25 protein-coding genes, 2 pseudogenes and 1 other annotated feature (1 of these 28 running past the window's edge) are annotated in these 23,244 nt (G+C 36.7%); of the genes and pseudogenes, 11 read left to right on the top strand and 16 right to left on the bottom strand.

Annotated features, from left to right (window positions below):
- Nucleotides 1-14: 14 nt before the first annotated feature.
- Both M3210_RS13575 and M3210_RS13580 read right to left on the bottom strand, forming a co-directional pair.
- Nucleotides 15-1,028, bottom strand: a complete 1,014-nt coding sequence (locus tag M3210_RS13575) for a S66 family peptidase (protein ID WP_251515462.1) — start codon at nucleotides 1,026-1,028, stop codon at nucleotides 15-17.
- Between the two features lie 14 nt (nucleotides 1,029-1,042).
- A complete protein-coding gene (locus M3210_RS13580; protein WP_285853783.1) occupies nucleotides 1,043-1,825 on the bottom strand; it encodes a nucleotidyltransferase domain-containing protein in 783 nt (260 codons plus the stop codon).
- A gap of 213 nt (nucleotides 1,826-2,038) precedes the next feature.
- Here M3210_RS13580 and norA point away from each other — a divergent pair, with 213 nt between their 5' ends.
- Entirely contained in the window at nucleotides 2,039-3,238 is a 1,200-nt protein-coding gene (gene norA, locus M3210_RS13585; protein WP_251515464.1) for a multidrug efflux MFS transporter NorA, read from the top strand.
- 46 nt (nucleotides 3,239-3,284) lie between these two features.
- Here norA and M3210_RS13590 read toward each other — a convergent pair whose 3' ends face one another.
- From M3210_RS13590 to M3210_RS13600, 3 genes are all read right to left on the bottom strand, one after another.
- A complete protein-coding gene (locus M3210_RS13590; protein ID WP_251515466.1) occupies nucleotides 3,285-3,869 on the bottom strand; it encodes a hypothetical protein in 585 nt (194 codons plus the stop codon).
- 189 nt (nucleotides 3,870-4,058) lie between these two features.
- Nucleotides 4,059-4,655: a nitroreductase family protein gene (locus M3210_RS13595; RefSeq protein WP_251515467.1), complete on the bottom strand. Its 597-nt coding sequence runs from the start codon at nucleotides 4,653-4,655 to the stop codon at nucleotides 4,059-4,061.
- A gap of 110 nt (nucleotides 4,656-4,765) precedes the next feature.
- Complete coding sequence (locus tag M3210_RS13600) at nucleotides 4,766-5,245, bottom strand: GbsR/MarR family transcriptional regulator (protein ID WP_251515468.1); 480 nt, start codon at nucleotides 5,243-5,245, stop codon at nucleotides 4,766-4,768.
- 300 nt (nucleotides 5,246-5,545) lie between these two features.
- Between M3210_RS13600 and M3210_RS13605 the strand changes: the two genes are divergently transcribed.
- The 4 genes from M3210_RS13605 to M3210_RS13620 all read left to right on the top strand — a co-directional run bounded on the left by M3210_RS13605 (nucleotide 5,546) and on the right by M3210_RS13620 (nucleotide 8,820).
- Nucleotides 5,546-6,742 carry a quaternary amine ABC transporter ATP-binding protein gene (locus M3210_RS13605; protein ID WP_251515470.1) on the top strand — a complete coding sequence of 399 codons (1,197 nt, stop codon included), beginning with the start codon at nucleotides 5,546-5,548 and terminating at the stop codon, nucleotides 6,740-6,742.
- Nucleotides 6,735-7,598 (top strand): ABC transporter permease, encoded by an 864-nt coding sequence (locus M3210_RS13610; RefSeq protein ID WP_285853784.1) that lies wholly within the window; start codon nucleotides 6,735-6,737, stop codon nucleotides 7,596-7,598. Before M3210_RS13605 ends, M3210_RS13610 begins: the two co-directional genes overlap by 8 nt.
- A 57-nt stretch (nucleotides 7,599-7,655) precedes the next feature.
- Nucleotides 7,656-8,543, top strand: coding sequence for a glycine betaine ABC transporter substrate-binding protein (locus M3210_RS13615; RefSeq protein ID WP_251515472.1), 888 nt, complete (start codon nucleotides 7,656-7,658; stop codon nucleotides 8,541-8,543).
- A gap of 139 nt (nucleotides 8,544-8,682) precedes the next feature.
- Nucleotides 8,683-8,820 (top strand): hypothetical protein, encoded by a 138-nt coding sequence (locus tag M3210_RS13620; RefSeq protein ID WP_251515474.1) that lies wholly within the window; start codon nucleotides 8,683-8,685, stop codon nucleotides 8,818-8,820.
- Between the two features lie 90 nt (nucleotides 8,821-8,910).
- On the opposite strand, the pseudogene M3210_RS13625 reads toward M3210_RS13620, so the two are convergent.
- The 7 genes and pseudogenes from M3210_RS13625 to M3210_RS13655 form a co-directional block, all read right to left on the bottom strand.
- Nucleotides 8,911-9,652 (bottom strand): annotated as a pseudogene (locus M3210_RS13625) (SDR family NAD(P)-dependent oxidoreductase).
- Nucleotides 9,653-9,745: 93 nt separating this feature from the next.
- Entirely contained in the window at nucleotides 9,746-10,570 is an 825-nt protein-coding gene (locus M3210_RS13630; RefSeq protein WP_251515476.1) for a sensor histidine kinase, read from the bottom strand.
- 106 nt (nucleotides 10,571-10,676) lie between these two features.
- The gene (locus M3210_RS13635; protein WP_251515478.1) at nucleotides 10,677-11,444 is read right to left on the bottom strand and encodes an ABC transporter permease; all 768 of its coding nucleotides are present in this window, start codon (nucleotides 11,442-11,444) and stop codon (nucleotides 10,677-10,679) included.
- Entirely contained in the window at nucleotides 11,437-12,360 is a 924-nt protein-coding gene (locus M3210_RS13640; RefSeq protein ID WP_251515480.1) for an ATP-binding cassette domain-containing protein, read from the bottom strand. The genes M3210_RS13635 and M3210_RS13640 overlap by 8 nt, the downstream gene beginning before the upstream one ends.
- 79 nt (nucleotides 12,361-12,439) lie before the next feature.
- Nucleotides 12,440-13,129: a response regulator transcription factor gene (locus M3210_RS13645; RefSeq protein WP_251515482.1), complete on the bottom strand. Its 690-nt coding sequence runs from the start codon at nucleotides 13,127-13,129 to the stop codon at nucleotides 12,440-12,442.
- 38 nt (nucleotides 13,130-13,167) lie between these two features.
- Entirely contained in the window at nucleotides 13,168-13,743 is a 576-nt protein-coding gene (locus M3210_RS13650) for a hypothetical protein (RefSeq protein ID WP_251515484.1), read from the bottom strand.
- A 131-nt stretch (nucleotides 13,744-13,874) separates the two neighbouring features.
- Entirely contained in the window at nucleotides 13,875-14,300 is a 426-nt protein-coding gene (locus tag M3210_RS13655; protein ID WP_251515486.1) for a pyridoxamine 5'-phosphate oxidase family protein, read from the bottom strand.
- Nucleotides 14,301-14,428: 128 nt separating this feature from the next.
- Here M3210_RS13655 and M3210_RS13660 point away from each other — a divergent pair, with 128 nt between their 5' ends.
- Nucleotides 14,429-15,373, top strand: coding sequence for an AEC family transporter (locus tag M3210_RS13660; RefSeq protein WP_251515488.1), 945 nt, complete (start codon nucleotides 14,429-14,431; stop codon nucleotides 15,371-15,373).
- Between the two features lie 136 nt (nucleotides 15,374-15,509).
- Here M3210_RS13660 and M3210_RS13665 read toward each other — a convergent pair whose 3' ends face one another.
- Together M3210_RS13665 and M3210_RS13670 are read right to left on the bottom strand one after the other, a co-directional pair.
- Nucleotides 15,510-15,959, bottom strand: coding sequence for a DUF3887 domain-containing protein (locus tag M3210_RS13665; protein ID WP_251515490.1), 450 nt, complete (start codon nucleotides 15,957-15,959; stop codon nucleotides 15,510-15,512).
- Nucleotides 15,960-15,974: 15 nt separating this feature from the next.
- Complete coding sequence (locus M3210_RS13670) at nucleotides 15,975-17,243, bottom strand: alpha/beta hydrolase (RefSeq protein ID WP_251515491.1); 1,269 nt, start codon at nucleotides 17,241-17,243, stop codon at nucleotides 15,975-15,977.
- 408 nt (nucleotides 17,244-17,651) lie between these two features.
- On the opposite strand from M3210_RS13670, the gene M3210_RS20610 reads away from it, so the two are divergent.
- The 3 genes and pseudogenes from M3210_RS20610 (at nucleotide 17,652) to M3210_RS13680 (ending at nucleotide 20,061) form a co-directional block, all read left to right on the top strand.
- Nucleotides 17,652-18,884: a tetratricopeptide repeat protein gene (locus tag M3210_RS20610; protein ID WP_349774364.1), complete on the top strand. Its 1,233-nt coding sequence runs from the start codon at nucleotides 17,652-17,654 to the stop codon at nucleotides 18,882-18,884.
- Nucleotides 18,885-18,898: 14 nt separating this feature from the next.
- Nucleotides 18,899-19,027 carry a hypothetical protein gene (locus M3210_RS20470; RefSeq protein ID WP_285853786.1) on the top strand — a complete coding sequence of 43 codons (129 nt, stop codon included), beginning with the start codon at nucleotides 18,899-18,901 and terminating at the stop codon, nucleotides 19,025-19,027.
- Between the two features lie 328 nt (nucleotides 19,028-19,355).
- Nucleotides 19,356-20,061: pseudogene (locus tag M3210_RS13680) on the top strand (cytochrome c biogenesis CcdA family protein).
- Between the two features lie 222 nt (nucleotides 20,062-20,283).
- On the opposite strand, the gene M3210_RS13685 reads toward M3210_RS13680, so the two are convergent.
- On the bottom strand, nucleotides 20,284-20,778 hold the full coding sequence (locus M3210_RS13685; RefSeq protein ID WP_251515493.1) for a hypothetical protein: 495 nt from the start codon (nucleotides 20,776-20,778) through the stop codon (nucleotides 20,284-20,286).
- A 382-nt stretch (nucleotides 20,779-21,160) separates the two neighbouring features.
- Here M3210_RS13685 and M3210_RS13690 point away from each other — a divergent pair, with 382 nt between their 5' ends.
- Complete coding sequence (locus M3210_RS13690; protein ID WP_251515494.1) at nucleotides 21,161-21,775, top strand: hypothetical protein; 615 nt, start codon at nucleotides 21,161-21,163, stop codon at nucleotides 21,773-21,775.
- Between the two features lie 24 nt (nucleotides 21,776-21,799).
- Complete coding sequence (locus tag M3210_RS13695; RefSeq protein WP_251515495.1) at nucleotides 21,800-22,252, top strand: hypothetical protein; 453 nt, start codon at nucleotides 21,800-21,802, stop codon at nucleotides 22,250-22,252.
- 271 nt (nucleotides 22,253-22,523) lie between these two features.
- Here M3210_RS13695 and M3210_RS13700 read toward each other — a convergent pair whose 3' ends face one another.
- Complete coding sequence (locus tag M3210_RS13700; protein ID WP_251515497.1) at nucleotides 22,524-23,009, bottom strand: GNAT family N-acetyltransferase; 486 nt, start codon at nucleotides 23,007-23,009, stop codon at nucleotides 22,524-22,526.
- Nucleotides 23,010-23,049: 40 nt separating this feature from the next.
- Nucleotides 23,050-23,244, bottom strand: a binding site (T-box leader); it runs 14 nt beyond the window's last position.

Consider the following 23,244-nt stretch of genomic DNA (forward strand, 5'->3'; position numbering starts at 1 on the left):
GGAACCTTTCTCTATCATATAAGATGCTGCAAAACTTTTCCTTTACCTTCTCTCACTTCAACCTTCGCATAAGCTCCATTCACAAAGGTTATTTGTGGAGGGACATGTCCGCAGTCTATATCATAAATAATCGGTAATTGAAGTTCTTCATATAAATCTTGATAAACATCTTCTATAGTATAATTACCCACAGTGTCGTTTGCCGGACTCCTGCCAAACAGGATACCCGCACAACCTTCAAACCAACCTGCCAATCTCATCTGCACTAAGGTTCTCCTCAAATCAGTTGTATTCAAATAACAGTTTTCAAAATACCAAAGAATTGGTTCCCCTTTGGTGAATTGTTTACGGAAATTTGCTACATCACCATATTCTGTTCCAATTAGATGTCTGATTACATCAATACACCCACCAAGTAATCGACCTTCCACTTGGGCATCCTTTCCTAAGAGGACCTTCCATTCTGTTGGTTCTGTCAGATGATAAATTTGTGGTGTCGGATTGTCATGTTGCCACTCTTTCTGATACTTTTCAGATGAATACTGTAAAATAGAATCCCCTCGCTTTGTAGATAAGACTTTTTCCCACATTGCTGTAGTCTTGTCTGAGTATTCTCCTCTTACATCCACCAAATTTGTACCATGAGCAGTAGCTATTCCCGTCTTTAACGTCGTAGCCAATAATAAAACACTTGTATCCGAATACCCTAGTATCCACTTCGGCTCCATATCATTAAAGTTCATATGCTCCAAAATTTCAATGAGCAGTTCCCCACCCCAAGGGGGAAATATCAACTCAATACCATCATTGGTCAACATTTCATTTAATTCTTTGGCCCTTATTTTTGCAGGGGCAGACTTTGCCTTTTCTTGTGTCCATACAGTATCACCAATCTGGATGTCGTAACCTTTTTCTTTCAATCGTTTCTCTGCTGTATTTATCAAATCATGCAATTCTGGTTGTACTCCCGAAGAAGGTGCTGTTACACCAATTGTTGCTCCTTTTCTTAAAAATGGATATTGAATCATATTATCTTCTCCTTTTAATAGAAAGAGTTAAGATCATCTTCCAAAGTAGAAAGCATCAATTCAAGAAAACGATTAGCTTGTGATTCTTCTGGTAACTGTGAATTAATCCAACCTTTTTCTTCCTTTAACAGATAAATAAGACTAGTAACTGCTGTTTTATGAGACATCGGGTTTCTATTATTTAAAATATGCTGAACCTCTTTCAACTTATTTCGAGGCAGTAAAGACCCAAGAGCTTTCATTCCCAGTTGGGCTCTCTCTGGATAATAACGATGCAACAACACGTACGCGGAATTCACTAACACAAAGTGCAGCATTTCACTCGCCCATATATCATTTCCTCTCTTGAGCGCCTTCCGGTATTGGAATGAATACCAAGCTACATCGTAGACGTGATCAGCGAATTCTTCTTCGGTGAGTCGTAGATTTTGCGTTCTCCGATATTGATCCATCACCCCTCTTGGGTCATACAGCACTTTAAAATAATCCTTTTCCAAGAATGTATCTTCTGTCACTGTATATAAGTCAACATGAAGCAGATTGTCATATACGGCTATGATTTGAGGGGCGATAATGAAGAAGTCCTCATAGAAGAGAACCTTCCTATACTTCTCCAGATGACCTATCCTTTTATTTAGAAAATCACCCTTATCCTCTTCCTTCACTAAACAATATAAATCTATATCCGAAAACTCATCTTCTTCTCCTCTTGCAATAGATCCTTTTACAAATACCGCTTGAACAAGCGGATCCTCCATCAAACTCTCAGAAATTGCTTTAAGTGCTGCTTGTTGCATGATATACTCCCCCCTTTCCGATTATGAATGTGAGGTAAATATTACGATAGAATACCATGCTTTTAAACTAATTACAAGATTAAGATAATTACTCCACTAATTTGTGAAGAACCTCTCAAAAAACTATTGCAACTCCTATGGAAAAGGAGTAGAATTCATATGTTCAGTACTGAATTACATGCAGCTTTAATAAGCTGCTTAGGAGATAAACGTATGAAAAAGAAAGATTGGACTTTAACCATATTACTTTCAAATATATTCTTTGTATTTTTGGGAATCGGCCTAGTCATTCCTGTTTTACCAACGATTATGAATGAGTTGGATATAAGCGGTACTGTGATTGGTTACTTAACGGCTGCCTTTGCACTAGCTCAACTGGTTTTCTCGCCTATTGCCGGAAAAGCAGTTGATAAGTATGGGCGAAAGCGCATGATTGTGATCGGCCTATTTATTTTCAGTTCCTCTGAATTTCTGTTTGGACTTGGAAAAACAATTGAGGTGTTATTCGCCTCCCGTATCTTAGGCGGGATCAGCGGTGCTTTCATCATGCCAGCAGTAACGGCATTTATTGCGGATATCACTACATTACAAACGAGACCTAAAGCATTGGGCTACATGTCAGCGACGATTAGTACCGGGTTTATTATCGGGCCTGGGATTGGCGGATTTTTAGCCGAAGTCGGTACCCGTGTACCATTTTTCTCTGCTGCAGCATGCGGATTAATTGTTGCTTTCCTCTCGATTGTAACGTTACGTGAACCGAAGAAGAAAACAGACGATATGGCTAGCATGTCTGAAGAGCTTGGTAAAAGCGGTTTAAAGAAAGTCTTTATGCCGATGTTTCTAATTGCTTTCATCGTCATTCTCATTTCCTCTTTCGGTCTTGCAGCATTTGATTCTTTCTTTAGCTTATATACAGATCATAAACATGGGTTTACACCGTCGGATATCGCGATTGCAATTACTGGAGGAGCTATAATTGGAGCTATTTTCCAAGTTGCACTTTTTGACCCTTTAACACGTTGGATGGGGGAAATAAATATTATCCGTTGGTCGTTAGTAATCTCTGCTGTTCTAGTTTATGCAATGACTCTTGCCCAATCCTATTGGACAGTCATGGCTGTAACCTTTACCGTATTTATCGGCTTTGATCTTATCCGTCCAGCTGTTACAAACTATTTGTCCAGCATTGCTGGCAATGAGCAAGGCTTTGTAGGTGGGATGAACTCCTTCTTCACTTCACTCGCAAATGTGTTCGGGCCAGTACTAGGCGGGATTTTATACGATGTGAATATTGACTATCCTTTCTATTTCAGTGCAGTTGTAATTGTTATTTGCCTTGGATTGACCTTATTTTGGAAAAGACCTCACATAGAAATGAACCCGAAACCGACAACAACCAATGAGATGTAGAATCTCATTGGTTGTTGTCATTTCTTATGCTGATCTTTCTTGTATGTTAATATAAATTCAAAGGTAATCTTCCTAAATTATTATGATGTTCTCCATACGAATATAACGATTCTTCCGTCCTATAATCTTGTAGATTTCCTTGGAAGACTAACTCTAAATCTTGCACTACCATACTTGGTGTCATTAAAGATAACGGCATGGTAAAATTAATCCGACCACTCTGAATAAGAACCGAAGCAACGAATTGCGAACAGAAAAAAGCATTCTTCCTGGTGACAGGAATACGAAAAGGAATTGCAAATAATCCCAAGAGATTGTATCGATAATTTTCTTGGTTACCCTCGATTTGTTTGATATATCTTTTCATTTTGTCATATTCCGCTGCATCCACAGTTAGCCGATAAATTGCACAGGTCGCCTTTGAAAATAGCTCATCATCCAAATTCTCTCTAACAAAACCGCCAACAAAAGGATTTTGGGGCTGCTTCCTCCCAAAACTATATACTTCCATCAAATCATCATCAAAAGCAATCGATGCATGATTAAATGGTTTCCTAGTGTATAGTTTGATAGCTTTTGTAAATAATGTCCCCGTATCTGTCAGCAGAATATAAACATTTCTTTCCTTCACAATTGTTCTCCCCTTGCATTCCATGAACCTTCTATAAGTATTATAAAACGCTCGGCATGGCATGATAAGGAGCCTAGGTTTTAATTTCGAATAAGACCGGAGACGTATACACCAACAAAAAAGCACAAGAACATGATTGTTCTTATGCTTCCTCTTACTTCCACACAAATGGAAGGAATATCTTATTTTCTAGTTTTCACGTTGTTCTCCAAACTTACCATTAAAAATAAGGCTTTCCAATGGCTGACGACTATTCGGTTGTTCCCGTTCTTGAAGCGCTTTAGGCAGTTTTTCTTTCTCATCTTGATAACCAATAGCGACCAGTGCTTCAATATGATATTCTTCAGGTATTTCCAAGACTTCCCTTGCACGCTCAAAGTCAAAGCCTGTCATTGGATGTGTGATCAGTCCTTTTTTCGCTGCTTGTAAAGCTAGGAAACCCCATGCAGCACCTGTATCAAAGGAATGGGAATAAACAAAATTGTCTTCATTCAATTTTTTAGACAGGATCAACGTTAAAACAGGTGCTGATTTACACCAGGATAAGTTGAATTCATTGATAAACGAATGGAAAGCCGCTCTTTCCTCCGCAGTCTTCGCAACGATAAATCTCCAAGGCTGAAAATTAAAAGCAGACGGGGCCCAATGTGCTGCTTCGAATAAGGCTAACAATGTTTCCTCTGGAACTTGTTTCTCAGAGAACGAACGAGGTGACCAGCGTTTTAAAAAAATCTCATCAATATCGTATGTGGATGTTCTGTCATTTTTAACTTTGATTACGTCCATTATGCATTTCCTCCATACTTCCAACATTTTCAAGAAAGATCACTTTCTCTTCAAAATTTTTGTATTTGTAAGTTATTATACTATGATATAAAGATAAAGTCCGCAAATATCTATTTCTCACGCTGCAACGTGTTAAACGTATCTTCTATCTCCGAATGGAACTCTATAATATCTGCCAATTTTCCCACAAGATGTATGGTTTCCCAGGAATCTTGTTCAGGGTTTTCTTTTGCATCTTCCAAGATTTCCTCTAATACTTCCCTCTGACGTTCTGTCTTATCCACCCATTTTTTAAAATAAAAATTCATGAACGCTCTATATAATTGCGAGTTCGCAACATATAAATCTTTCCGGATTCCTTTCTGCCAAACTTGGGAAACCAGATTGAATTCCGCTAAACTGCGTATGCTTGTACTCATCGCAGTTTTGCTTTTCCCAAGTGCCTCACTCATTTCATCCAGGGTCTTTGGTTCGTCAACCAGGTACAGATAAGCAAACAAGCGTGACTCCAATGTTGATAAACCAAATAGTTCAATCGTTTTTGAAAGCGCTGTTACTAAATCATCTTTTAATGTTTTATCCGTATGCATAGCATCCTCCTAGAAGTACTACCTTTAGGATATATCATTCCACTTAAATTTAAAAACTTAACATTTCAGAGGATTATCGAGCAAATTCGAGGATAAAGCCAAAAACCACCTATGCAGTTTATCAAGTAAAAACTTTACGTTCTAAATGAACAAAAATAACAACTTAGTCGGTTTGAGATAAATTTATTAAATACGTATAGTTGAAAGGTAGTTCATTTTAAAGTTAAACAGCCAGCAACCAGTTGAGGAATAGATTTTATCTGTGAGCTGAAAAGAAAGTTAAAGTAAAGAGGTGAAAGAATGTCGATTATCGAGGTTAAAAACCTGACAAAGATATTCGGTAAAAATACGAAGCAAGCTTTGAAGCTTCTTGACAATGGACATAGTAAAGAAGAAATTTTAAAACAAACGGGCTCGACAGTCGGAGTCAATCGGGCTAATTTCTCTGTAGAAGAAGGAGAAATTTTCGTCATTATGGGACTCTCTGGAAGTGGTAAATCAACCCTTGTCCGTCTAATCAATCGATTGATTGAGCCGACGGGAGGCAACATTTACATTAACGGTGAGGACCTCGCCAAAATGAATAAACAAGAACTAAGAGAAGTTCGTCGTAAAAAATTAAGTATGGTTTTCCAGAAATTTGGGCTTTTCCCTCATCGTACGGTTCTGGAAAATGCTGCATTTGGCCTAGAAATTCAAAAGGTAGAAAAGCAAGAACGCGAGGAAAAAGCGAAAAAAGCATTGGAACTTGTTGGTTTGGGCGGCTATTTAGATCAAAAACCCGGACAGCTATCCGGTGGTATGCAACAACGCGTCGGACTTGCTAGGGCACTTACAAATGACCCATCCGTACTATTGATGGATGAAGCTTTCTCTGCGTTAGATCCCCTTATTCGTAAGGAAATGCAAGATGAGCTCATTCATTTACAATCCAAAATGAAAAAGACCATTCTTTTCATTACCCACGATTTGGATGAAGCACTTCGTCTGGGAGACCGCATTGCATTAATGAGAGATGGAAACATCGTTCAAATTGGTACGCCTGAAGAAATATTGGTCAATCCTGCAAATGATTATGTCGAAAAATTCGTAGAGGATGTCGACAAATCCAAAATATTTACCGCACAGCATATTATGAAACGTCCAGAAACCATTCAAATCGAGAAACATGGACCACGAGTTGCATTGGAAAGAATGCGTGAAGAAGGTATTTCTAGCATTCTAGTGACGGATAAAAATCGTCAACTACAAGGTTACGTCACCGCAGAGGCTGCTTCTCAGGCAGTAAAGAGTCAAAATGGCGACTTGAAAGAAATTATTAAAACAGATATTCCGCAAGTAGACAAGGATACAGCCCTTCAGGATATATTTTCTGTAATCTATGATTCACAGACTCCTGTAGCAGTCGTGGAAGAAGGTAAACTTTTAGGCATCATTGTACGTGGTGCAGTGATTGCAGCACTTGCTGGGGAAGGCGAGGTGGAAAATAATGTTTAATATGATGAGTATCGTTCCCAAAATTCCTGTAGCAGAGGGAGTTACCGATTTTGTCGGCTGGCTTACAGATACATTTTCTTTTCTATTCGACCCGATTAAAGTGCATTTTGGTAATTTAATGGACTTCATCACTGAAAGTGTCCTTATGAATATTCCTCCACTAATTTTCATTTTATTGGTTGCAGTAATTGCATTCTTTTTAACAGGAAAAAAATTAGGGCTTGCCGCCTTTTCTATTGTCGGGCTTTGGTTTATTCATAACCAAGGTTATTGGGAAGAAATGATGAACACTTTAACACTTGTTATTGTGGCCAGTTTATTGTCTGTCATTATTGGTGTGCCAATTGGAATTTTAATGTCTAAAAGTAAAATCACAGAAACGATTTTCACACCGATTCTGGACTTTATGCAGACGATGCCAGCGTTTGTGTACTTGATTCCAGCCGTTGCTTTCTTCGGAATCGGAATGGTCCCTGGTGTCATCGCTTCTTTAATCTTTGCAACACCACCGACAATCCGGTTTACGAACTTAGGTATCAGGCAAGTATCCGGTGAATTAGTAGAAGCCGCAGACGCTTTCGGTAGTACAGGTGCACAAAAGCTATTTAAAGTAGAATTACCAATGGCTAGACCAACAATCATGGCAGGTATCAACCAAACGGTCATGTTATCCCTATCCATGGTAGTTATCGCTTCAATGATCGGTGCTCCTGGACTTGGTAGTGAAGTATTATCTGCTTTACAACGTTCCCAAGTGGGACCTGGATTTGTTTCAGGCGTTGGTATTGTAATCTTAGCGATTGTTATCGATCGCATGACACAGAATTTGAGTAAAGAGAAAAAAGCAAATGGATGATAACTTTTCTACAAGAAAAGTTTCAAATATTACTATTAGAAAAAGGGGAGTTAATACATGAAGTTTAATTGGAAACGTCTCGGACTTGTTTTAGGTCTATCCACTGCATTATTCGCAGCAGGTTGTGGATCCTCAGGAGAAGAAGAAACAGGTGACGACGCTAGCACTACAGGTGGCGAAGTTGAATTAGCATATGTTCAGTGGGATACGGAAATTGCTTCAACCCATGTAATCGGAAAGGTTTTAGAAGACTTAGGTTATGATGTGAAACTGACTGCATTGGATAATGCAATCATGTGGGAAGCTGTTGCTAATGGTGAAGCAGATGCAATGGTCTCTGCTTGGTTACCACTTACTCACGGTTCCCAATTCGATCAGTATGGTGATAAAATGATTGACCTGGGACCAAACTTAGAAGGAGCAAAAATCGGTTTAGTAGTTCCTAGCTATATGGAGGTAGATTCCATTGCTGACCTGACAGATGAAGCTGGTCAAACTATCACAGGAATTGAACCTGGTGCTGGGGTTGTTGCTGCATCGGAAAGATCTTTAGAGGATTATGAGAACATGGAAGATTGGCAAGTTCAAACTTCTTCCAGTGGTGCCATGACAACTGAATTAAGAACTGCTTACGAAAATGAAGAAGAGATTATCGTTACAGGCTGGTCTCCACACTGGAAGTTCCAAGAGTTCGATTTGAAATATTTAGAAGATCCGAATGGTACTTTTGGAGATGCTGAAACAATCAATACTATGGTCCGTGAAGGGCTAGAAGAAGACGACCCAGAGTTATATCAAATTCTTGATAACTTTAATTGGTCAGTCGAGGATATCGAAGCTGTAATGCTCGAGATTGCAAATGGAGCAACTCCTGAAGACGCTGCTGCTGCTTGGGTAGAAGACAACCAAGATAAAGTGGATGAGTGGACAGAAGGAATCGAATAAAAATTAAGGGTTGGCTTTCATAGAAAGTCAGCCCTTTTTTCATATCTATTAAAATTTGACGAAAAATTAAATTCATATAGAACACATGTTCCATTTATGATATAATTGCCTTACCCCCGGGGGAAAGGGGGTGAAGCTTATGGAGGTCATCACAATTATAGCAGCTATGCTTGCTTTCCTGACTGCTTTGGTAAACTTAAAAACTGCTATAATTAACTTCAAAAGAAAAGACCATCGCTCAGGAGCGATAGTCCAGCTATTGTCGGGTAAGGGATAAGCTCCCTTACCCTCCTCCATATTCTATTTTTAATATATCCCATTTATTCATGAATAGCAAGATATTCGAGAGGTAGAAAGAACTATTACTTTATAAAGCGGCAGACCCACCATCTATTGATATAACAGCTCCATGAATATAAGATGCTTCGTCACTCAGAAGGAATGCTACGACATTTGCTACCTCGTGAGGTTGCCCTAATCTACCCATCGGAATGGCTTTTAGCCATCGCCTGAATCGCTTCCGCTGGAAATGCTTTTACCATCGGCGTTTCATTCGTACCTGGAGCAATTGCATTGATTCTGATATTCTCTCTACCGTATTCTCCGGCAATCGTCTTGGTCAACCCGATGATCGCATGCTTCGTTGCTGAATATGCACCGAGCGTTGGCATCCCTACCACTCCACCTAAGGAGGCGGTATTGACGATCGAACCTCCGCCAGTCTTCAACATCTCATTAGCAACATATTTCAAACCGTAAAATGCACCTTTTAAATTGACATCAACGATCTGCTCGAATTCATCCTCGGAACATTCCAACGTGCGAACGCCGGAACCAGATACACCTGCATTGTTAAAAAATAAATCTATCTTACCAAAGTATTCTAAAGTTCTGGTTACATAATTTTTTACATCTTCCAGTTTACTCACATCAGCTTCAACAAAAATAGCATCTGTACCTTTATCTTTGCATAGCTTTACCGTTTATTCACCATTTTCTTTTGAAAGATCGACAATTGAAATATGTGCACCACGTTCTGCTAATTTCAAAGCAGTCTCCCTTCCAAATCCACTGCCGCCACCTGTGATAATCGCTGTTTTACCTTGCAATTAGAACACCCCAATCCAATGATTGTTATTTGTGAAATGGTTAACATACTTTATTTATCTAAAATAGGGAATGATATCCCAAAGATATCATTATTATTCCCTCTCTAAGATCGTCCATTCACAAATAATCACCAACTCGTTTTGCACTAATTCAGCTGTAATACTTCCATTCATCTTCTCCATCAAACTTTTTACAATTGCTAAACCAAGACCTGTACTTTTTCCAGAGCGTGCACGGTCTCCTGTATAAAAGCGGTCAAACATCCGCTCGACATCCAGTTTTGTCAGATTCTCAGCAGTATTTTTTATGATTAATCGTACATATTTCCCCTCTTGTTCCATCCGGATGACAATATTACCATCCGAATGTGTGATTGCATTGATAATTAAATTCTCAATGACTCTTGAGATTGCTGACTTATCTGCCAGAATCATCATTTCAGCGTCAGGCAACTCAATAGTGGGTTCCATATTATTTTCATGAAAACGATCATAAAAGCTCATTAAAACTTCAATAATCAATTGCTTTAACTGGATATTTTCCAATTTTAACTGATGTTCTGCAGATTCTATAATACTTAACTCAAAGAAATCCTTTAACAAAACTTCTAATCGTTCAGCTCTTTCTTTTGCAATACGTAACATTTCTTGCTTCTCCTCAGGAGATGTTTCTTCCTCTTCCGCTAATTGAATATAACCTAAGATAGAGGTTAGTGGTGTTCTAAGGTCATGCGATATACTAGCAATTGCTCTTTTTTGTTCTTTTTCAAAAGTAATTCGTTTCTTATTCTGAACGATATATCGATCAATCAAACGATTAATTTCTACACCTAAACCTTCTATTTCTTTATCTAACAGTGCAACATCGATTTTCTTGTTTGTCTTGCCATCGTTGTAAGTTTCAAGTTGCATGCGCATTTTTTGAACTTCCTTTTTAAAAGCATGGAAGCGGGTGGTTACAAAGACAAATAGTATTACTATTGCAATAAAAAATAAAATCAATCCACTCACCCGCTTTCATTTCTTATTTAATTTCTTTTCTATTAAAGAGGAACATGCCGCAAACGGTAATGACAAATATTGTCCACAATCCAATTACTATTGCTTTTATCTGCTCTCTACCCAACATCATAGGAGTAAATACGTCTGAAAATTGCTGGAAAATGGAGTAGTTGTAAATGACACCAACGATTGACTCCGATGGGAATTGTTGCATTCCAATCATGACGATGTTCAACAGAATGGAGAAAAGAATTGTTTTACCACTTTCTTCAGTAATTATCGAAAGTAACATGATTATCGCAGTATATCCTAGAAACTGTATAGTAAACAAACTGTACGCCCTACTTAAAAACTGTAAATTTTCCACACTCCATATTTCTGCATACCCAAACGCAGATACTATGATTAAAGCAGTAATTAACGGAATAAGAATCGTAATCATCAACGATCCAAAAGAAAAAATAAGATACTTCGCCAAGTAAATCTTTGACCTATTATGACCACTCATCATTTGTGTGCGTATGATGCCATTATTGGAGAATTCACCGGAAATAAAAAAGCCAGCGAGTGATGCGACAATCAAGTTAAAAATAAACGGTACCGTGAAAACACCTAAACCATTCAATTCTCCCAAACCAGCGGCATCAAACGGGGTGCCACTCATCATCCACCATTCCGTAATAATTAAACAATGAAATAGAACACTTAAAGCCGAAACGGTTAACGTGATGACCCAAAATGATTTATTTCGCTGTAATTTATACCATTCAACTTTCAGCAGATTATTCATGCTCTCCCTCCTCTATCACCTTTGAAAAGTAACTTTCAAGGCTATCACCATTTTGAGAGAGATGCTCCATGATTAGACCCTTTTGGGTAAGTGCAAGTGAAACTGTACGAATATCGTCGAGATAATCATAAAGTTTAATCGTACCATCTTGCATTATTTCAAAGTCTGAAGTTGCCAACTCTTGCTCCAATACCGTGGAAGCGATTGCTGGCCGATCCACTTTAATTTGCAGATACTGTCTACACTTCTCATCCAACTCTTTTGCTGTTAATTCCTCCATCAACTTTCCTTTATGAATAATCCCGAAACTGGTTGCAAGCAAATGAAGTTCACTCAAAATATGACTCGAAATCAAAACAGTTATTCCTTTTTCATGATTAATATTTTTAATTAGTTCTCTTAATTCAACAATTCCTGTGGGATCAAGTCCATTTATCGGTTCATCGAGTAATAAAAATTCCGGGTCACTTAGTAATGCAATACCAATCCCCAGCCTTTGTTTCATCCCCATTGAAAAGTTTTTCACTTTCTTATTTTTCGTATCCATGAGCCCAACTAGTTGTAATATATTATCAATGGACTCTCTACCCGGTATACCTCTCTGTATCCGTTGTATCTCCAAGTTTTCAAAAGCACTCATATTCGGAAATAGCGCGGGACTTTCTATGAGAGCACCCATCCTTTTTTGTGCATTTGTTAATCCTTTTGGATCGTCGTTTCCAAACCATTCGATAGTGCCTTCGGTTGGAAAAGCAAGCCCCGTAATTAGACGTAAAAGTGTAGATTTCCCTGCTCCATTTTGACCGATAAATCCATATATTTCACCTTGCTTGATGTTAAGATTCACATTTTCCAGGGCATAATTATGTTTATATTTTTTCGTTAAGTTCTTGGTTCGTAGTATATATTCACTCATTTTATGACCTCCCTTAGTGACTAACATCATTATGACCGGTGAAACATAAGAAAGACTTAAGATACCCCTTAAGAAAACCTTAAGATTTCATTCGATAGCCCATGCCCCAAATCGTCTCTATATATTCTTCTGCCGGATTGGCGTTCGCGAGTTTATTCCGTAAGTTGCTCATATGAACATTTACAGTATTATCATCTCCGTGAAAAGGCTCGCCCCATACACTTTCAAAAACATTCGCTTTGGAGAATACCTTTTGAGGCGATTCCATCAGCAAAGATAAAATTTTATATTCCCGTCCAGTCAATGTGAGCATAGAACCGTTAACAGTTACTTTCATTGCTTCCAAATCCAATTGAATGTCCTTATGAGTGAGCATTGCTTTAGGTTGCTCACTTGTATACTTATACCGTCGCAAAAGGGAGTCTATTCGTGCAGACACCTCCTCTACATCAAATGGTTTGGAAATAAAATCATCTGCTCCTTTACGCAATGTGCCAATACGTGTTTCTGTTTCATTCTTAGCAGAAATGATGATGACCGGAATCGATCCTTTTAACCGGATTTTATGAAGCACATCCTCACCGGACAATCCCGGAATCATCAAATCCAACAAAATTAAATCCCAAGATTGGTTATCTAAGTGAAGTAAAGCTTCTGTTCCAGAATAGGCAGACTTTGCCTTATAGCCGCTTTTCTTAATTATTCTACACAACAGTTGATTGATGTCGTTGTCATCTTCAACCACTAAGATATTAATTGCTTGATGCAACACTGATCACTCCCTTTTATATAAACAGATAAGTTGGATTAAACTTCTGCCGCTACAAACGAACTGAAACCAAAACGTTCTGTTTCTTCATTCCTATGATATCCTCTCAGTGCTCCCTCATAAACAAGACCTAATTCAACACATTCCTGAATATCACCTGGTGAAATTAATCCCGGCTGTTTCTTTATATCAACTACATTTCCTTCTTTAAGAACAGTTGCAACAAATTGTGAACAGAAGAAAGCATTTTTCCTTTCAATCGGTTTGTTAAACAAGAAGCCGAATAGACCTATGAAATTATAATGATACTTGTCTTGCTGCAATTCCATCTTTTTTATAAACCTTTCCACTCTTTCAAATTGCTCCTCTGATACGCTTACCGAATAAATTGCACAACTAGCATGTTTGAACAATCCTGACTTGGTATTTTCTTGAACAAATCCACCTCTGAAAGGATTGTACATTCTCTTTCTCCCAAAACTATAGACTTTTTTCAATTCTCCATCAAGGGAAATAGAGACATGGTTATATGTTTTTTTCGTATAAAGTTTAATCATTTTAGTTAGCAGTGATCCTGTATCTGACAATAAAATATATAACTTTTTATTTTTCACATCTGTCACCTCTGTTTGTAACTATACAGAGTAAAACATAAGGAATACTTAATTCATTTCTTAAGAAATAATTAAGTTATTAAACAACTAAAAAGACTACCACTTATGGAAGTGATAGTCTCTTTCATTTATTAATTTAGATGCAATTCCATCGGCTCATTCCCTTTCTTATTCATGAGCCTGATACCGATTGGCTGAATTTCCAACAAGGTATAGTTTGGATCTTCTGGTCCATCAAAATACAATTTCATATCATCATTCCACAACTCTTTTTTTAATTCCTCCGAATGATTAAACGTTACTTTCCCTTGATACTCGACAAATTCATCACCAAAACCGTCACCTTCATACCCAATGATTATGTGAGTATATGGGTTTGCTTCTAGTTCATCTGTTTTCTCCGCATGCTTATCAGTTGGGGTAAACAGAGTCAAATCCCGATGAAAAAAAGTCATATATCTAGAGTGGGGCTTATTATTTTTTATCGTCGCCATCGTTCCAATATGACTTTCATTAAGTATTTTCTCAATTTGCTGTCTGACTTCCTCTTGATTCAATGACATGCACTCCTTGTAGATTTAGTCATGCTATTGTTTGTTAAATTGGTAAAAAATATACGATTCATTCTCAGTTGTCACTCCTTTCCAGCCTTTTCATAATCTATAGGCAGGAGGGGAATACGAGGATGAGTTTCAGTATATTTCTTCAAGAGATGCTTGTATTGTATATCATTGGACTGATTGGTTTCTTTGCTCGAAAGAAAGACATATTGAACCAACATGCAACTCAAGTGCTGACACAACTGATATTGAATTTGACCCTCCCCTTTTTAATTCTTTACGCGATGGGTCAACCATATGTTTCCGGAGTGACGGGTAAAGTTTTTTGGTTAATTCCTATTTCTTTTCTTATTTTGAGTTCAGCAATCATATTAACCTTTCTTTTAAGAAAAGTGCTTCAGCTACCCGACGACAGGAGAAGGGTATTAGAAGGATTGGTCATCTTTGGAAATCAAGGATTTATTGGATTCGCATTATTATCCAGCCTTTTTCCTGAACACGGTCCACTATTTGTGAGTATTTTTAATTTGCCTTATCTCTTATTGATTTGGACATATGGGGTATATTTATTCGTCGGCAATAAGGGAAACATTCCATGGAGGAAGATATTTCTTAACCCTGGAATTCTTGCAACGCTGATTGGAATCCTCATTTTTATGCTGCCAATCCATTGGCCAGTTATGTTATCCGCCCTATTCAACATAGTCGGAAATACCACCATTCCGCTGTCTATGTTGCTTATCGGAGCATTACTTGCCAACATGCAGCTGAAACAATCCCTTGTTCTGTTAAAAGATAAAACGATGTGGCTGGTTACGGGATTACGATTAATCATACTACCGCTTTTACTGTTACCTATTATATTCTTTTCCTTGCCTTTTCCACTTGCAGCAACCGCCATCCTCGTTACAGCAACACCAGCAGCCCCTACAATCGCCCTCTACTCCCAAACGTACGGTGGGGATACGGATTATGCTGCTTTCGGTTCAGCATGGACGACTCTATTATCAGCCTTCACCATACCAATGCTATATATTCTATTGTTGACCTGTTACCATATAATTCACTGATTTAATAAGGTATACGGTACACGTCAGGATGGAATAACCATTTCACAATATTCACCAGAAGAAGGATGGAGAGGCGACCCTCACAAACAACTAGAGCGTACTTTCATGTGAAAGAAAACTTCTCACTAGATAGTTATTAAATGTAAAAACCTGCGATCTCCAAGTTTTCATTTACAGTAACTTGAAACATGATATCCGCATCATTAAATACTCCATGAATCAAAATAACTTGATAACCACCATCAATTGTTTCTGTTTTGTTGTATTCGTAATCAATGAATTCACCCATTTGAACTTCAAGGCTTTCCCATAATTCCTGTAATTCTGCTGCTCCAAGCTGCTCACTCATCGTTTGATCAAACTTATCTGTAGCTTCTTCATATTGTCCCTGACTCAACTGTTCAATAAAATTTTCTGCTAGAGCGATTGACTCTTCGTCCTCCTGGTTTTCTTTTTCTCCACTTTCTTCTTCAACCTGCTGCTCAGTGGAGTCTGTCTCATCTTCTGCAGTGTCTTCAGCTTGATTACACGCCGCCAATGAAAAGATAGCTAAAATCAGGATAGCTCCTTTTAAAAATTTACTCATTAATGATCCCACTCCTTATTTTTCTTGTTTTAGTATCCATTCTCCTATATCTTGGATTACTTTGTCATCCACTTGGCCTGGAACTTTGTATTCTGCTAGAGTTCCTTTATGCGGCCCTTCGTAGGCTACGAAAGAATGATTTAACCCCGGATAGCTGATTAAAGTTGCCTGTTCCTTACCAGAAAGCAATTCCTGCCATAGGGTAAAGTCTTTATCATAATATACTTGAAAGTCATCTTCTCCTTGTAAAATGAGAATGGGCTTTTCCATCTCATCAATCCAAGCTCGAGTATTGAATTTATCCATATCTTTAAGATAATACCCGTTCATCCCAAACACAGTCATATCTTGTGCTGCTTCATCCCCTATCTCTTCCAAACTTTTTGCCTTTTCATATTCTTCTTCAGCTAATTTCATCTGTTTTTCTTTCTCATCTTCATCCTTTATCTGACTTTGGATAGCAGCACGATTTTGATCATACGCCACTTCCCATGAAGGTCTTGGGGTACCGGCAAGAATGACTAAACCCGCATAATCTCCCCCTTCAACATCAATTCGAGGAGCCAACATTCCACCAAGGCTATGTCCCACGATAAAAACACGTTCTTCATCGATCCTCGGATCTGCTTTTGCCAATTCAGTAGCACGTATTGCATCTTCCACCGTTTCTTCAAATACAGTTAAACGATTACCGAAATCCTTTATGAGTTCATCCGCATGGGTAAAGGTGCGTTTATCATAGCGGATGACTGCAATCCCCTGTTCTGCCAATCCCCACGCGATATCACGGAATGGTTTATAGGCAAAGACCGCCTCATCCCGATCACTCGGTCCGGAACCATGGACAAGAACGACTGCAGGTACGGTGTCATCCATCTCCACAGGAAGAGTAAGCAGTCCTTCCAATTCATATTTTGTTCCTTCACCAACAGATATCTCTTCTTCAAGAATAGAGTCCGGCAATTCAACATTCATCATACCTTCAGATAGATGGAAGCCTACCAATCGCCTATCTTGATTGAAAATCATCCGCACATCAAATTGAAAAGTCGTGTATTCCAATGTAGCCTCTACAATATCCAACGATTCTGTACGATTTTCAGTTTGGAAAGAACGTGTAGCAATAAATTCACCACCCGCGGTCCTCTCTTCCCAATCCCCCGCTAAGTCGTCTACTGATACAGAATTCTGAAGTTCTTCCACAAACCACCTTTCACTTATTTTTTGGTATTCCTCATTCTGGAGGAGCGTAATCACTTCTTGAGCAGCTTCTTCAATTGTCATTACCTCTTCCTTCATACAACCCACTAATAACAGCAACATCACCAAGAAACAACACCGCTTACATCTTTTCATATACATAGGATTCCTCCGTTTTATTCTCCTTTGTATTACGAATACCATCTAAAAAAAGTTTCGGTTTTCCATTCCTTTCACGGATAGTATTTGAATTAATAGTAACGAATTAAAATATCTAAAGACTAGTAAATTATTACATTCATCCAGTAATTTCCGTCATTTTCTCTTTAAACACTGGAAAATTTTCCGCATAAAATGTATATTTCAAATCTAATATACAAAGTTTATTAGATGTTGGGAAAATTTACTCTATACTAGTATTGTCATTTTATATTATCTATAATAAAGTCAGGTGAGGAGGGGATTTCATCGAGAAATGATATAGGATATAGAATAAAATACTATAGAGAAAGAAGAAACATGACACAAAGTGAACTATCAGAAGGAATCATATCAGTCTCATATTTATCTAAAATTGAGAATGGAATAGCTAAGGCTCCAGAAGAAGTCATTTGGTTTTTATGTAAAAAGTTAAATATTGAACTTCATTCAATTGACCATAAAAAAATAGAAAATATCTGTAAAGATTGGTTTATGGCCTTATTTAACCAAGAACAAGAAAGTACTCATACACTATTTAAAGAAATTGAAAAGAATAGGCAATCTATACCAAGTAACAGTCTACTCAATCTGGTAGAAATACATACTTTAAGATATTACTTATTACATAAAAAACAAAATGAGGCTAATGAACAATACAAAAAATTGAAAAGAATATCAAAACAATTTGATGATAAAGAGAGATACTATTGGTTAAAGTTCAATGGCTATTACTGGTTCAGACTTTCTTCCTATAATAAAGCGCTTAGTTATTTTCAGAAAGCTGAGAGGTACCTACATGTTACATTTTACGAGATAGATGAAGAGGAATATAGCCTTTACTATATGATCGCCTTATCAGCAAGCTACGCTAAAAATGCTCGTATTGTATATGAATATGCAAGCAAATCTTTACAATACTATGAACGTAAAGTTAAATTGAAACAAGCAGCAGATTGTCATCTATTACTTGGAATTACATTTGTACGCACAAAAGATTTTGAGAATGCAATGGAGAGTTTTTCTCTTGCGCAAAGAATTGCTGATACTATAGAAGATAAGAGTATTCTTGCCACATCACTACAAAATATAGGCAACCTTTACTCTATCTTAAATGAACCAAAAAAGGCCATAACTTATTTCAAACAAAGCTATGACTTAAGAGATAACACTCATAGTAAAATAATCCCAATAAACAGTTTAATGATAGAGTATTATAAAACACAAGAATTCCAAAAAGCTAACTATTGGTTAAAAACTGGTTTAAATTTGCTAAGTGAGGATAAAACACCATCGATTTATAAATATGAATTAAAAGTTTATAATCAATTAATTAACGGTATTGTCGAAAAGCAATTTGAAAGATTAGTGTTGAACGAAATTATACCTTTTCTTGATAAAAGAGAACAACACCATGAAAAAGTGCCTTTTTTAGAAGTGTTGGCTAATTATTACTTTGAAAATAGGAAATACAAGTTAGCAGCAACTTATTATAACCAGGCACTCCAAATAAAAACCAATCTATGAAGGAGAATAATCAAATGAAGAAAATACTTAGTCTTTTTCTTGCTTTAACCATTATTTTTACAACAGGATATAGTTCTAATGATAATCTAGTACTTGATGAGCCACTTGAACCATTTCACGAAGAACATCCAAAAGGGAATTAATTTACTACATAGGGTTACATATTAAATCAGATCAGAATATTTGTACGCAGTTTTAAATAGATATAAAGATTAAGATATTAAAATAATAAGTTTTTCAGCAAGCAAGAGAGTCATTGTTTAATTTGCTTGCTCTTTTTATATCAATTTTAAAGATTACCGTGTTCAAAACAGTTAAGAACAGAATTGGTATAATCAGAAAAATCTTACGTGGATATACCATTTTAAATGCTAGCGAGCCTCCTAGGTAATATACTTTTACTAATTTATGAATCGGTAATGGATAGAATTTTAGCTTAGCACAAATACATAGATAATTGGTGAAGTTCGTATGGGAGAAGTAACATTACTACTAGCGTTTGGAGCAGGATTATTATCATTCATTTCACCTTGTTCGCTTCATCTTTACCCTGCGTTTCTTTCCTATATCACAGGGATGACAGTGGACGAATTAAAGACAGAACGAGGAATTTTAAGAAGAAATGCTTTCATACATACGCTTCTTTTTTATTAGGGTTTTCGATCATCTTTTTGGCAATCGGATTAGGGACCACATTCATAGGAGAATTCTTTCAAGCTAATAAGGATCTATTACGACAGCTTGGTGCAATAGTATTGGTACTCTTCGGTCTTGTCCTTACAGGTATTTTAAGTACTGATTTCTTACTTAAGGATAGGAAGATCCATTTTCAAAAAAGACCTGCCGGCTATCTAGGTTCCATCCTGATTGGAATCGGTTTCACTGCTGGTTGGACCCCCTTGTACAGGACCCATTCTTGGTGGAGTGATTGCAATGGGAGTGGCAAATCCAGAAGGGGATTATTTTACATGTCTTTTTATATCTTGGTTTTTCCATCCCCTTTTTAGTGATGACATTCATCCTGGATAGGATGACGTTTCTTAAAAAGCATGCAAATCGTTTCATGGTCATCGGTGGTTATTTAATGATTATAATGTGGATCGTTTTATTTTTTGATTGGATGACAGCAATTATTGAATTATTAATTCCTGTGTTTGGTGGATTTACTGGATTCTAGATAATAAAGAAGAGTAATAGATAAGGCATAAAAGGAATTATCACTCATGTACTTCAATAAAAAACATAGATAAAACAAGCAAGATAGAGACTATAAAAAACGTAGAGAATATAATATATAACTCTACGTTTTTGGCATTCAGAGAAGATTGCGTTAGATTGTTATAAAATGCAATCTTACATAATTCCTAAATTTAACAGTGGGGGCTACACCCTAGATTCATCAATTCATTAACTCTACCTGGTTCCCTGAACTGTCATAGGCTTTTAATTCTTCCCTAATTATATTTTGCTCACTGATAATCACCCAAAAATTTACATCATTATACTTAATGTTCTTAGCGTATTGATCATTGAACTCCACTTTCTCTACATCGGGATTATTACTGCTAAAATATGCTATATAATACGGGATAGTGTCTTCCTTTTCAAAAGTTACAAAATCTCCATCCATTAAAATACTTCCACCCTTACTAATATTGTTCACTGCTGATGGAGTGTATTCTAGTACATTGTGAGAGATATCATTTTCATCCCCAGTATAAAAAACAAATATTAAATCATCTTTTATCTCATAATAAACAATCTCTCCATATTTTCTTACATCATTATCTAGGCCGCTTTTCAGTTGTTCCTCAAGGCTTAATTGTTCTGAATTCGAACAAGAAGCCAACAATAAAAAAATACATAGCGTAAAAAAGACTTTGTTTATTTTCATTAGTAACCTCCATGTTTTAATTATAATTATAATTATATTTAAATTGTTCATGAAACTATTATTATAATCTAACACACTTTAAATTAAAATAACACTTCTTCAAGTGTCCAAACACTCTTTTTTCATCTAAGTAAATATATTATAATACTGTTTTTACTCGCCTTCCAACAATAAAATACACGAAATAATTGTTGATTATTTTCGTTCCAAAAAATATACAGCGATTATAAAGATTAAAACAGAAATTTTTCCAAAATATCATTACAGAACAAATATAAACTCTTAAAAAAATCAGTATTTTCCCAATTTACACAGGTGCATAATACTGATAATCTTTAAGTATCAACTAGATTCACAAAAAAATAAAATAGGAGGTTAGATTATGAAGAAGAGAGTTTTGTTTATTTTCACCTTATTAGCAGCAATTATATTTGGCGGCAATGCTGTAGGAGCAGCAGAGGCAGACAGTAAGTACCTTACAACAAATGAGGTACTAGAATTAAATGTTGAATTAGACGAATTAATTAATGAAGTAAATGAACAACTAGAGAATGGGAAAACAAATGTAGAAGTCTCAACAGAAAATGTTACTGTCGGTTTTAAAGTGTATGATATTCCAAGTGAAGTAAGTGCTAATAATAACTTTATCGGCCTATCAGCTATTGGATCTAAGGGATATCAAGCATATGTTGCTAATACTAAAGGATGGAACTTTACACACGCTATGAGCGGCACATTTTCATGGGATGGTTCGAAATTAACGGGGTTAACAGCTTCACATGATGTCACAGGAGTATTTTATAGTAAGTCTGCTAACACGTACACAGAAGGTGTGGATGGAAGAATAGGTAGTACTGCAAAAATTGGTAAAGCAACAAGTAAGGGCACGTTCACAGCACTTAAATATCTACCTATATCTTATCATACAACTTTAATCGTTGATGTTCATGCCCCTACAAAGGATTACAGAATTGTCAGGGCAGATATTAACAGCTAAAAAACTAATTGAAGAGGTGATTTTGTGAAGAAAAGTATTATGAATTTGTTATCACTATTAATGATAGTGACATTAGTAATTGCAATATTTCCTAATATGTCATCTGCTGCTTCAGAAATACATATTACAAATATTAGCGGTACTACTACACCTTCAACAACTAGTAAACCAAAGGATTATCTACATTTTTATTCATCGAAGGATACTGTTAAGGTAAATATAAAAGTCGATCAATGGATTAAAACTAAAAGCAATAAAACACTTCATGTTGAATTGCAAAAAAGTAATGGAATTTGGTGGTCTAAAAAAGCGTCAAGAACATTAAAAAATACATCTCCAATTACTTTTACTCATAACGGGGGACCAGGAGATTACAGGTTAGTAATTTATGATGCACATGAAAGAACAATGTACGATAAACCACCATTATACTATGCAAAATCTACTAAATACTCTGGAAAAGTCACAGGGTATTAATAAGAGGCGGGTGTTCCCGCCTCTTATTTAATTTATTCTCTGTAAAAACTATTTGTAGCTTTTATGATTATAGCATTCTATTTGGATAGGCTATCAAAAACATAGAGAGGCTCATCTCTAAGTCTTTACATAACTGTTATCAATCAAACAATACTGATTGGTTACTCTCCATCAATAGTTTAAATAAAACGCTTTATTTTTCCACTTTCCTACATAAAATGAAAAAAATAATCGAATTTCCCCTGTTCAAACGATTGTTTGAACCACTTTCTTAAACTTTTAAAACCATTCGGATTGTCTTTAAAACATGTCCATCAAAGTTATCATCAAACTCACGGATAGGCTTAAACCCTTTAGCCTGATAAAACATTTTCCCAATCTCGTTATCTCTTTCTACGTTAATATAAATCTCTTTTACTTCATCCAATAATATAATACCTTCATTTAATAAAGCTGTACCGACACCTGCACCCTGATTTTCAGGATAAATATAAATTGCTCCGAGCTCCACCTCTCCCTTCTCATTGACAGGTGAAAAGTTAGCAAAACCAACGACCTTCCCCTTTATTTCAGCAACCAGTAACAAGGAATGATTCATGCGATATTCCATGTTTTCGTCACTATAGGCAGCAGTAAGGAAGTTTTCTTGTACTTCGCCAGGTATTATTCCTGCATATGTTGCTTTCCAAGTTTTACTCGCCACATGTTGGACGTCTTTGATGTCTTCAGGGAGCATTTTTCTAATTTCTACATTCATTTTTTCTCCTCCTTTATAAAAAAAGAAAACCTCATCTCTTTGAAGAGACGAGGTTTTCCCGTGGTACCACTCTTTTGGCATCATCAGCCATTCTTAGTTAATGATAACGAAATTTCTCCGTTGTATCCTACTAGTGTTCAGACACAATTCTCCGAGGTGCGTTTGATTCAATAAGAGCTTTTAGGCTTTCACCATCCCTAAATCGCTATAAACTCTCCCTTGAACTACTCTCCTC

The sequence above is a fragment of the Oceanobacillus luteolus genome (assembly GCF_023715655.1).
Taxonomy (GTDB): Bacteria; Bacillota; Bacilli; order Bacillales; family Amphibacillaceae; genus Oceanobacillus; species Oceanobacillus luteolus.

Excerpts from the sequence above, each read along its gene's own strand:
- M3210_RS13610 (WP_285853784.1), top strand. The coding sequence starts at position 6,735 with ATGTTTAATATGATGAGTATCGTTCCCAAAATTCCTGTAGCAGAGGGA.
- M3210_RS13640 (WP_251515480.1), bottom strand. The coding sequence starts at position 12,360 with ATGAGTGAATATATACTACGAACCAAGAACTTAACGAAAAAATATAAA.
- M3210_RS13615 (WP_251515472.1), top strand. The coding sequence starts at position 7,656 with ATGAAGTTTAATTGGAAACGTCTCGGACTTGTTTTAGGTCTATCCACT.
- M3210_RS13700 (WP_251515497.1), bottom strand. The coding sequence starts at position 23,009 with ATGAATGTAGAAATTAGAAAAATGCTCCCTGAAGACATCAAAGACGTC.
- M3210_RS13660 (WP_251515488.1), top strand. The coding sequence starts at position 14,429 with ATGAGTTTCAGTATATTTCTTCAAGAGATGCTTGTATTGTATATCATT.
- M3210_RS13665 (WP_251515490.1), bottom strand. The coding sequence starts at position 15,959 with ATGAGTAAATTTTTAAAAGGAGCTATCCTGATTTTAGCTATCTTTTCA.
- M3210_RS13600 (WP_251515468.1), bottom strand. The coding sequence starts at position 5,245 with ATGCATACGGATAAAACATTAAAAGATGATTTAGTAACAGCGCTTTCA.
- norA (WP_251515464.1), top strand. The coding sequence starts at position 2,039 with ATGAAAAAGAAAGATTGGACTTTAACCATATTACTTTCAAATATATTC.
- M3210_RS13670 (WP_251515491.1), bottom strand. The coding sequence starts at position 17,243 with ATGACAATTGAAGAAGCTGCTCAAGAAGTGATTACGCTCCTCCAGAAT.
- M3210_RS13605 (WP_251515470.1), top strand. The coding sequence starts at position 5,546 with ATGTCGATTATCGAGGTTAAAAACCTGACAAAGATATTCGGTAAAAAT.
- M3210_RS13595 (WP_251515467.1), bottom strand. The coding sequence starts at position 4,655 with ATGGACGTAATCAAAGTTAAAAATGACAGAACATCCACATACGATATT.
- M3210_RS13685 (WP_251515493.1), bottom strand. The coding sequence starts at position 20,778 with ATGAAAATAAACAAAGTCTTTTTTACGCTATGTATTTTTTTATTGTTG.
- M3210_RS13580 (WP_285853783.1), bottom strand. The coding sequence starts at position 1,825 with ATGCAACAAGCAGCACTTAAAGCAATTTCTGAGAGTTTGATGGAGGAT.
- M3210_RS13690 (WP_251515494.1), top strand. The coding sequence starts at position 21,161 with ATGAAGAAGAGAGTTTTGTTTATTTTCACCTTATTAGCAGCAATTATA.
- M3210_RS13630 (WP_251515476.1), bottom strand. The coding sequence starts at position 10,570 with ATGCGCATGCAACTTGAAACTTACAACGATGGCAAGACAAACAAGAAA.
- M3210_RS13575 (WP_251515462.1), bottom strand. The coding sequence starts at position 1,028 with ATGATTCAATATCCATTTTTAAGAAAAGGAGCAACAATTGGTGTAACA.
- M3210_RS20470 (WP_285853786.1), top strand. The coding sequence starts at position 18,899 with ATGAAGAAAATACTTAGTCTTTTTCTTGCTTTAACCATTATTTTTACA.
- M3210_RS13635 (WP_251515478.1), bottom strand. The coding sequence starts at position 11,444 with ATGAATAATCTGCTGAAAGTTGAATGGTATAAATTACAGCGAAATAAA.
- M3210_RS13620 (WP_251515474.1), top strand. The coding sequence starts at position 8,683 with ATGGAGGTCATCACAATTATAGCAGCTATGCTTGCTTTCCTGACTGCT.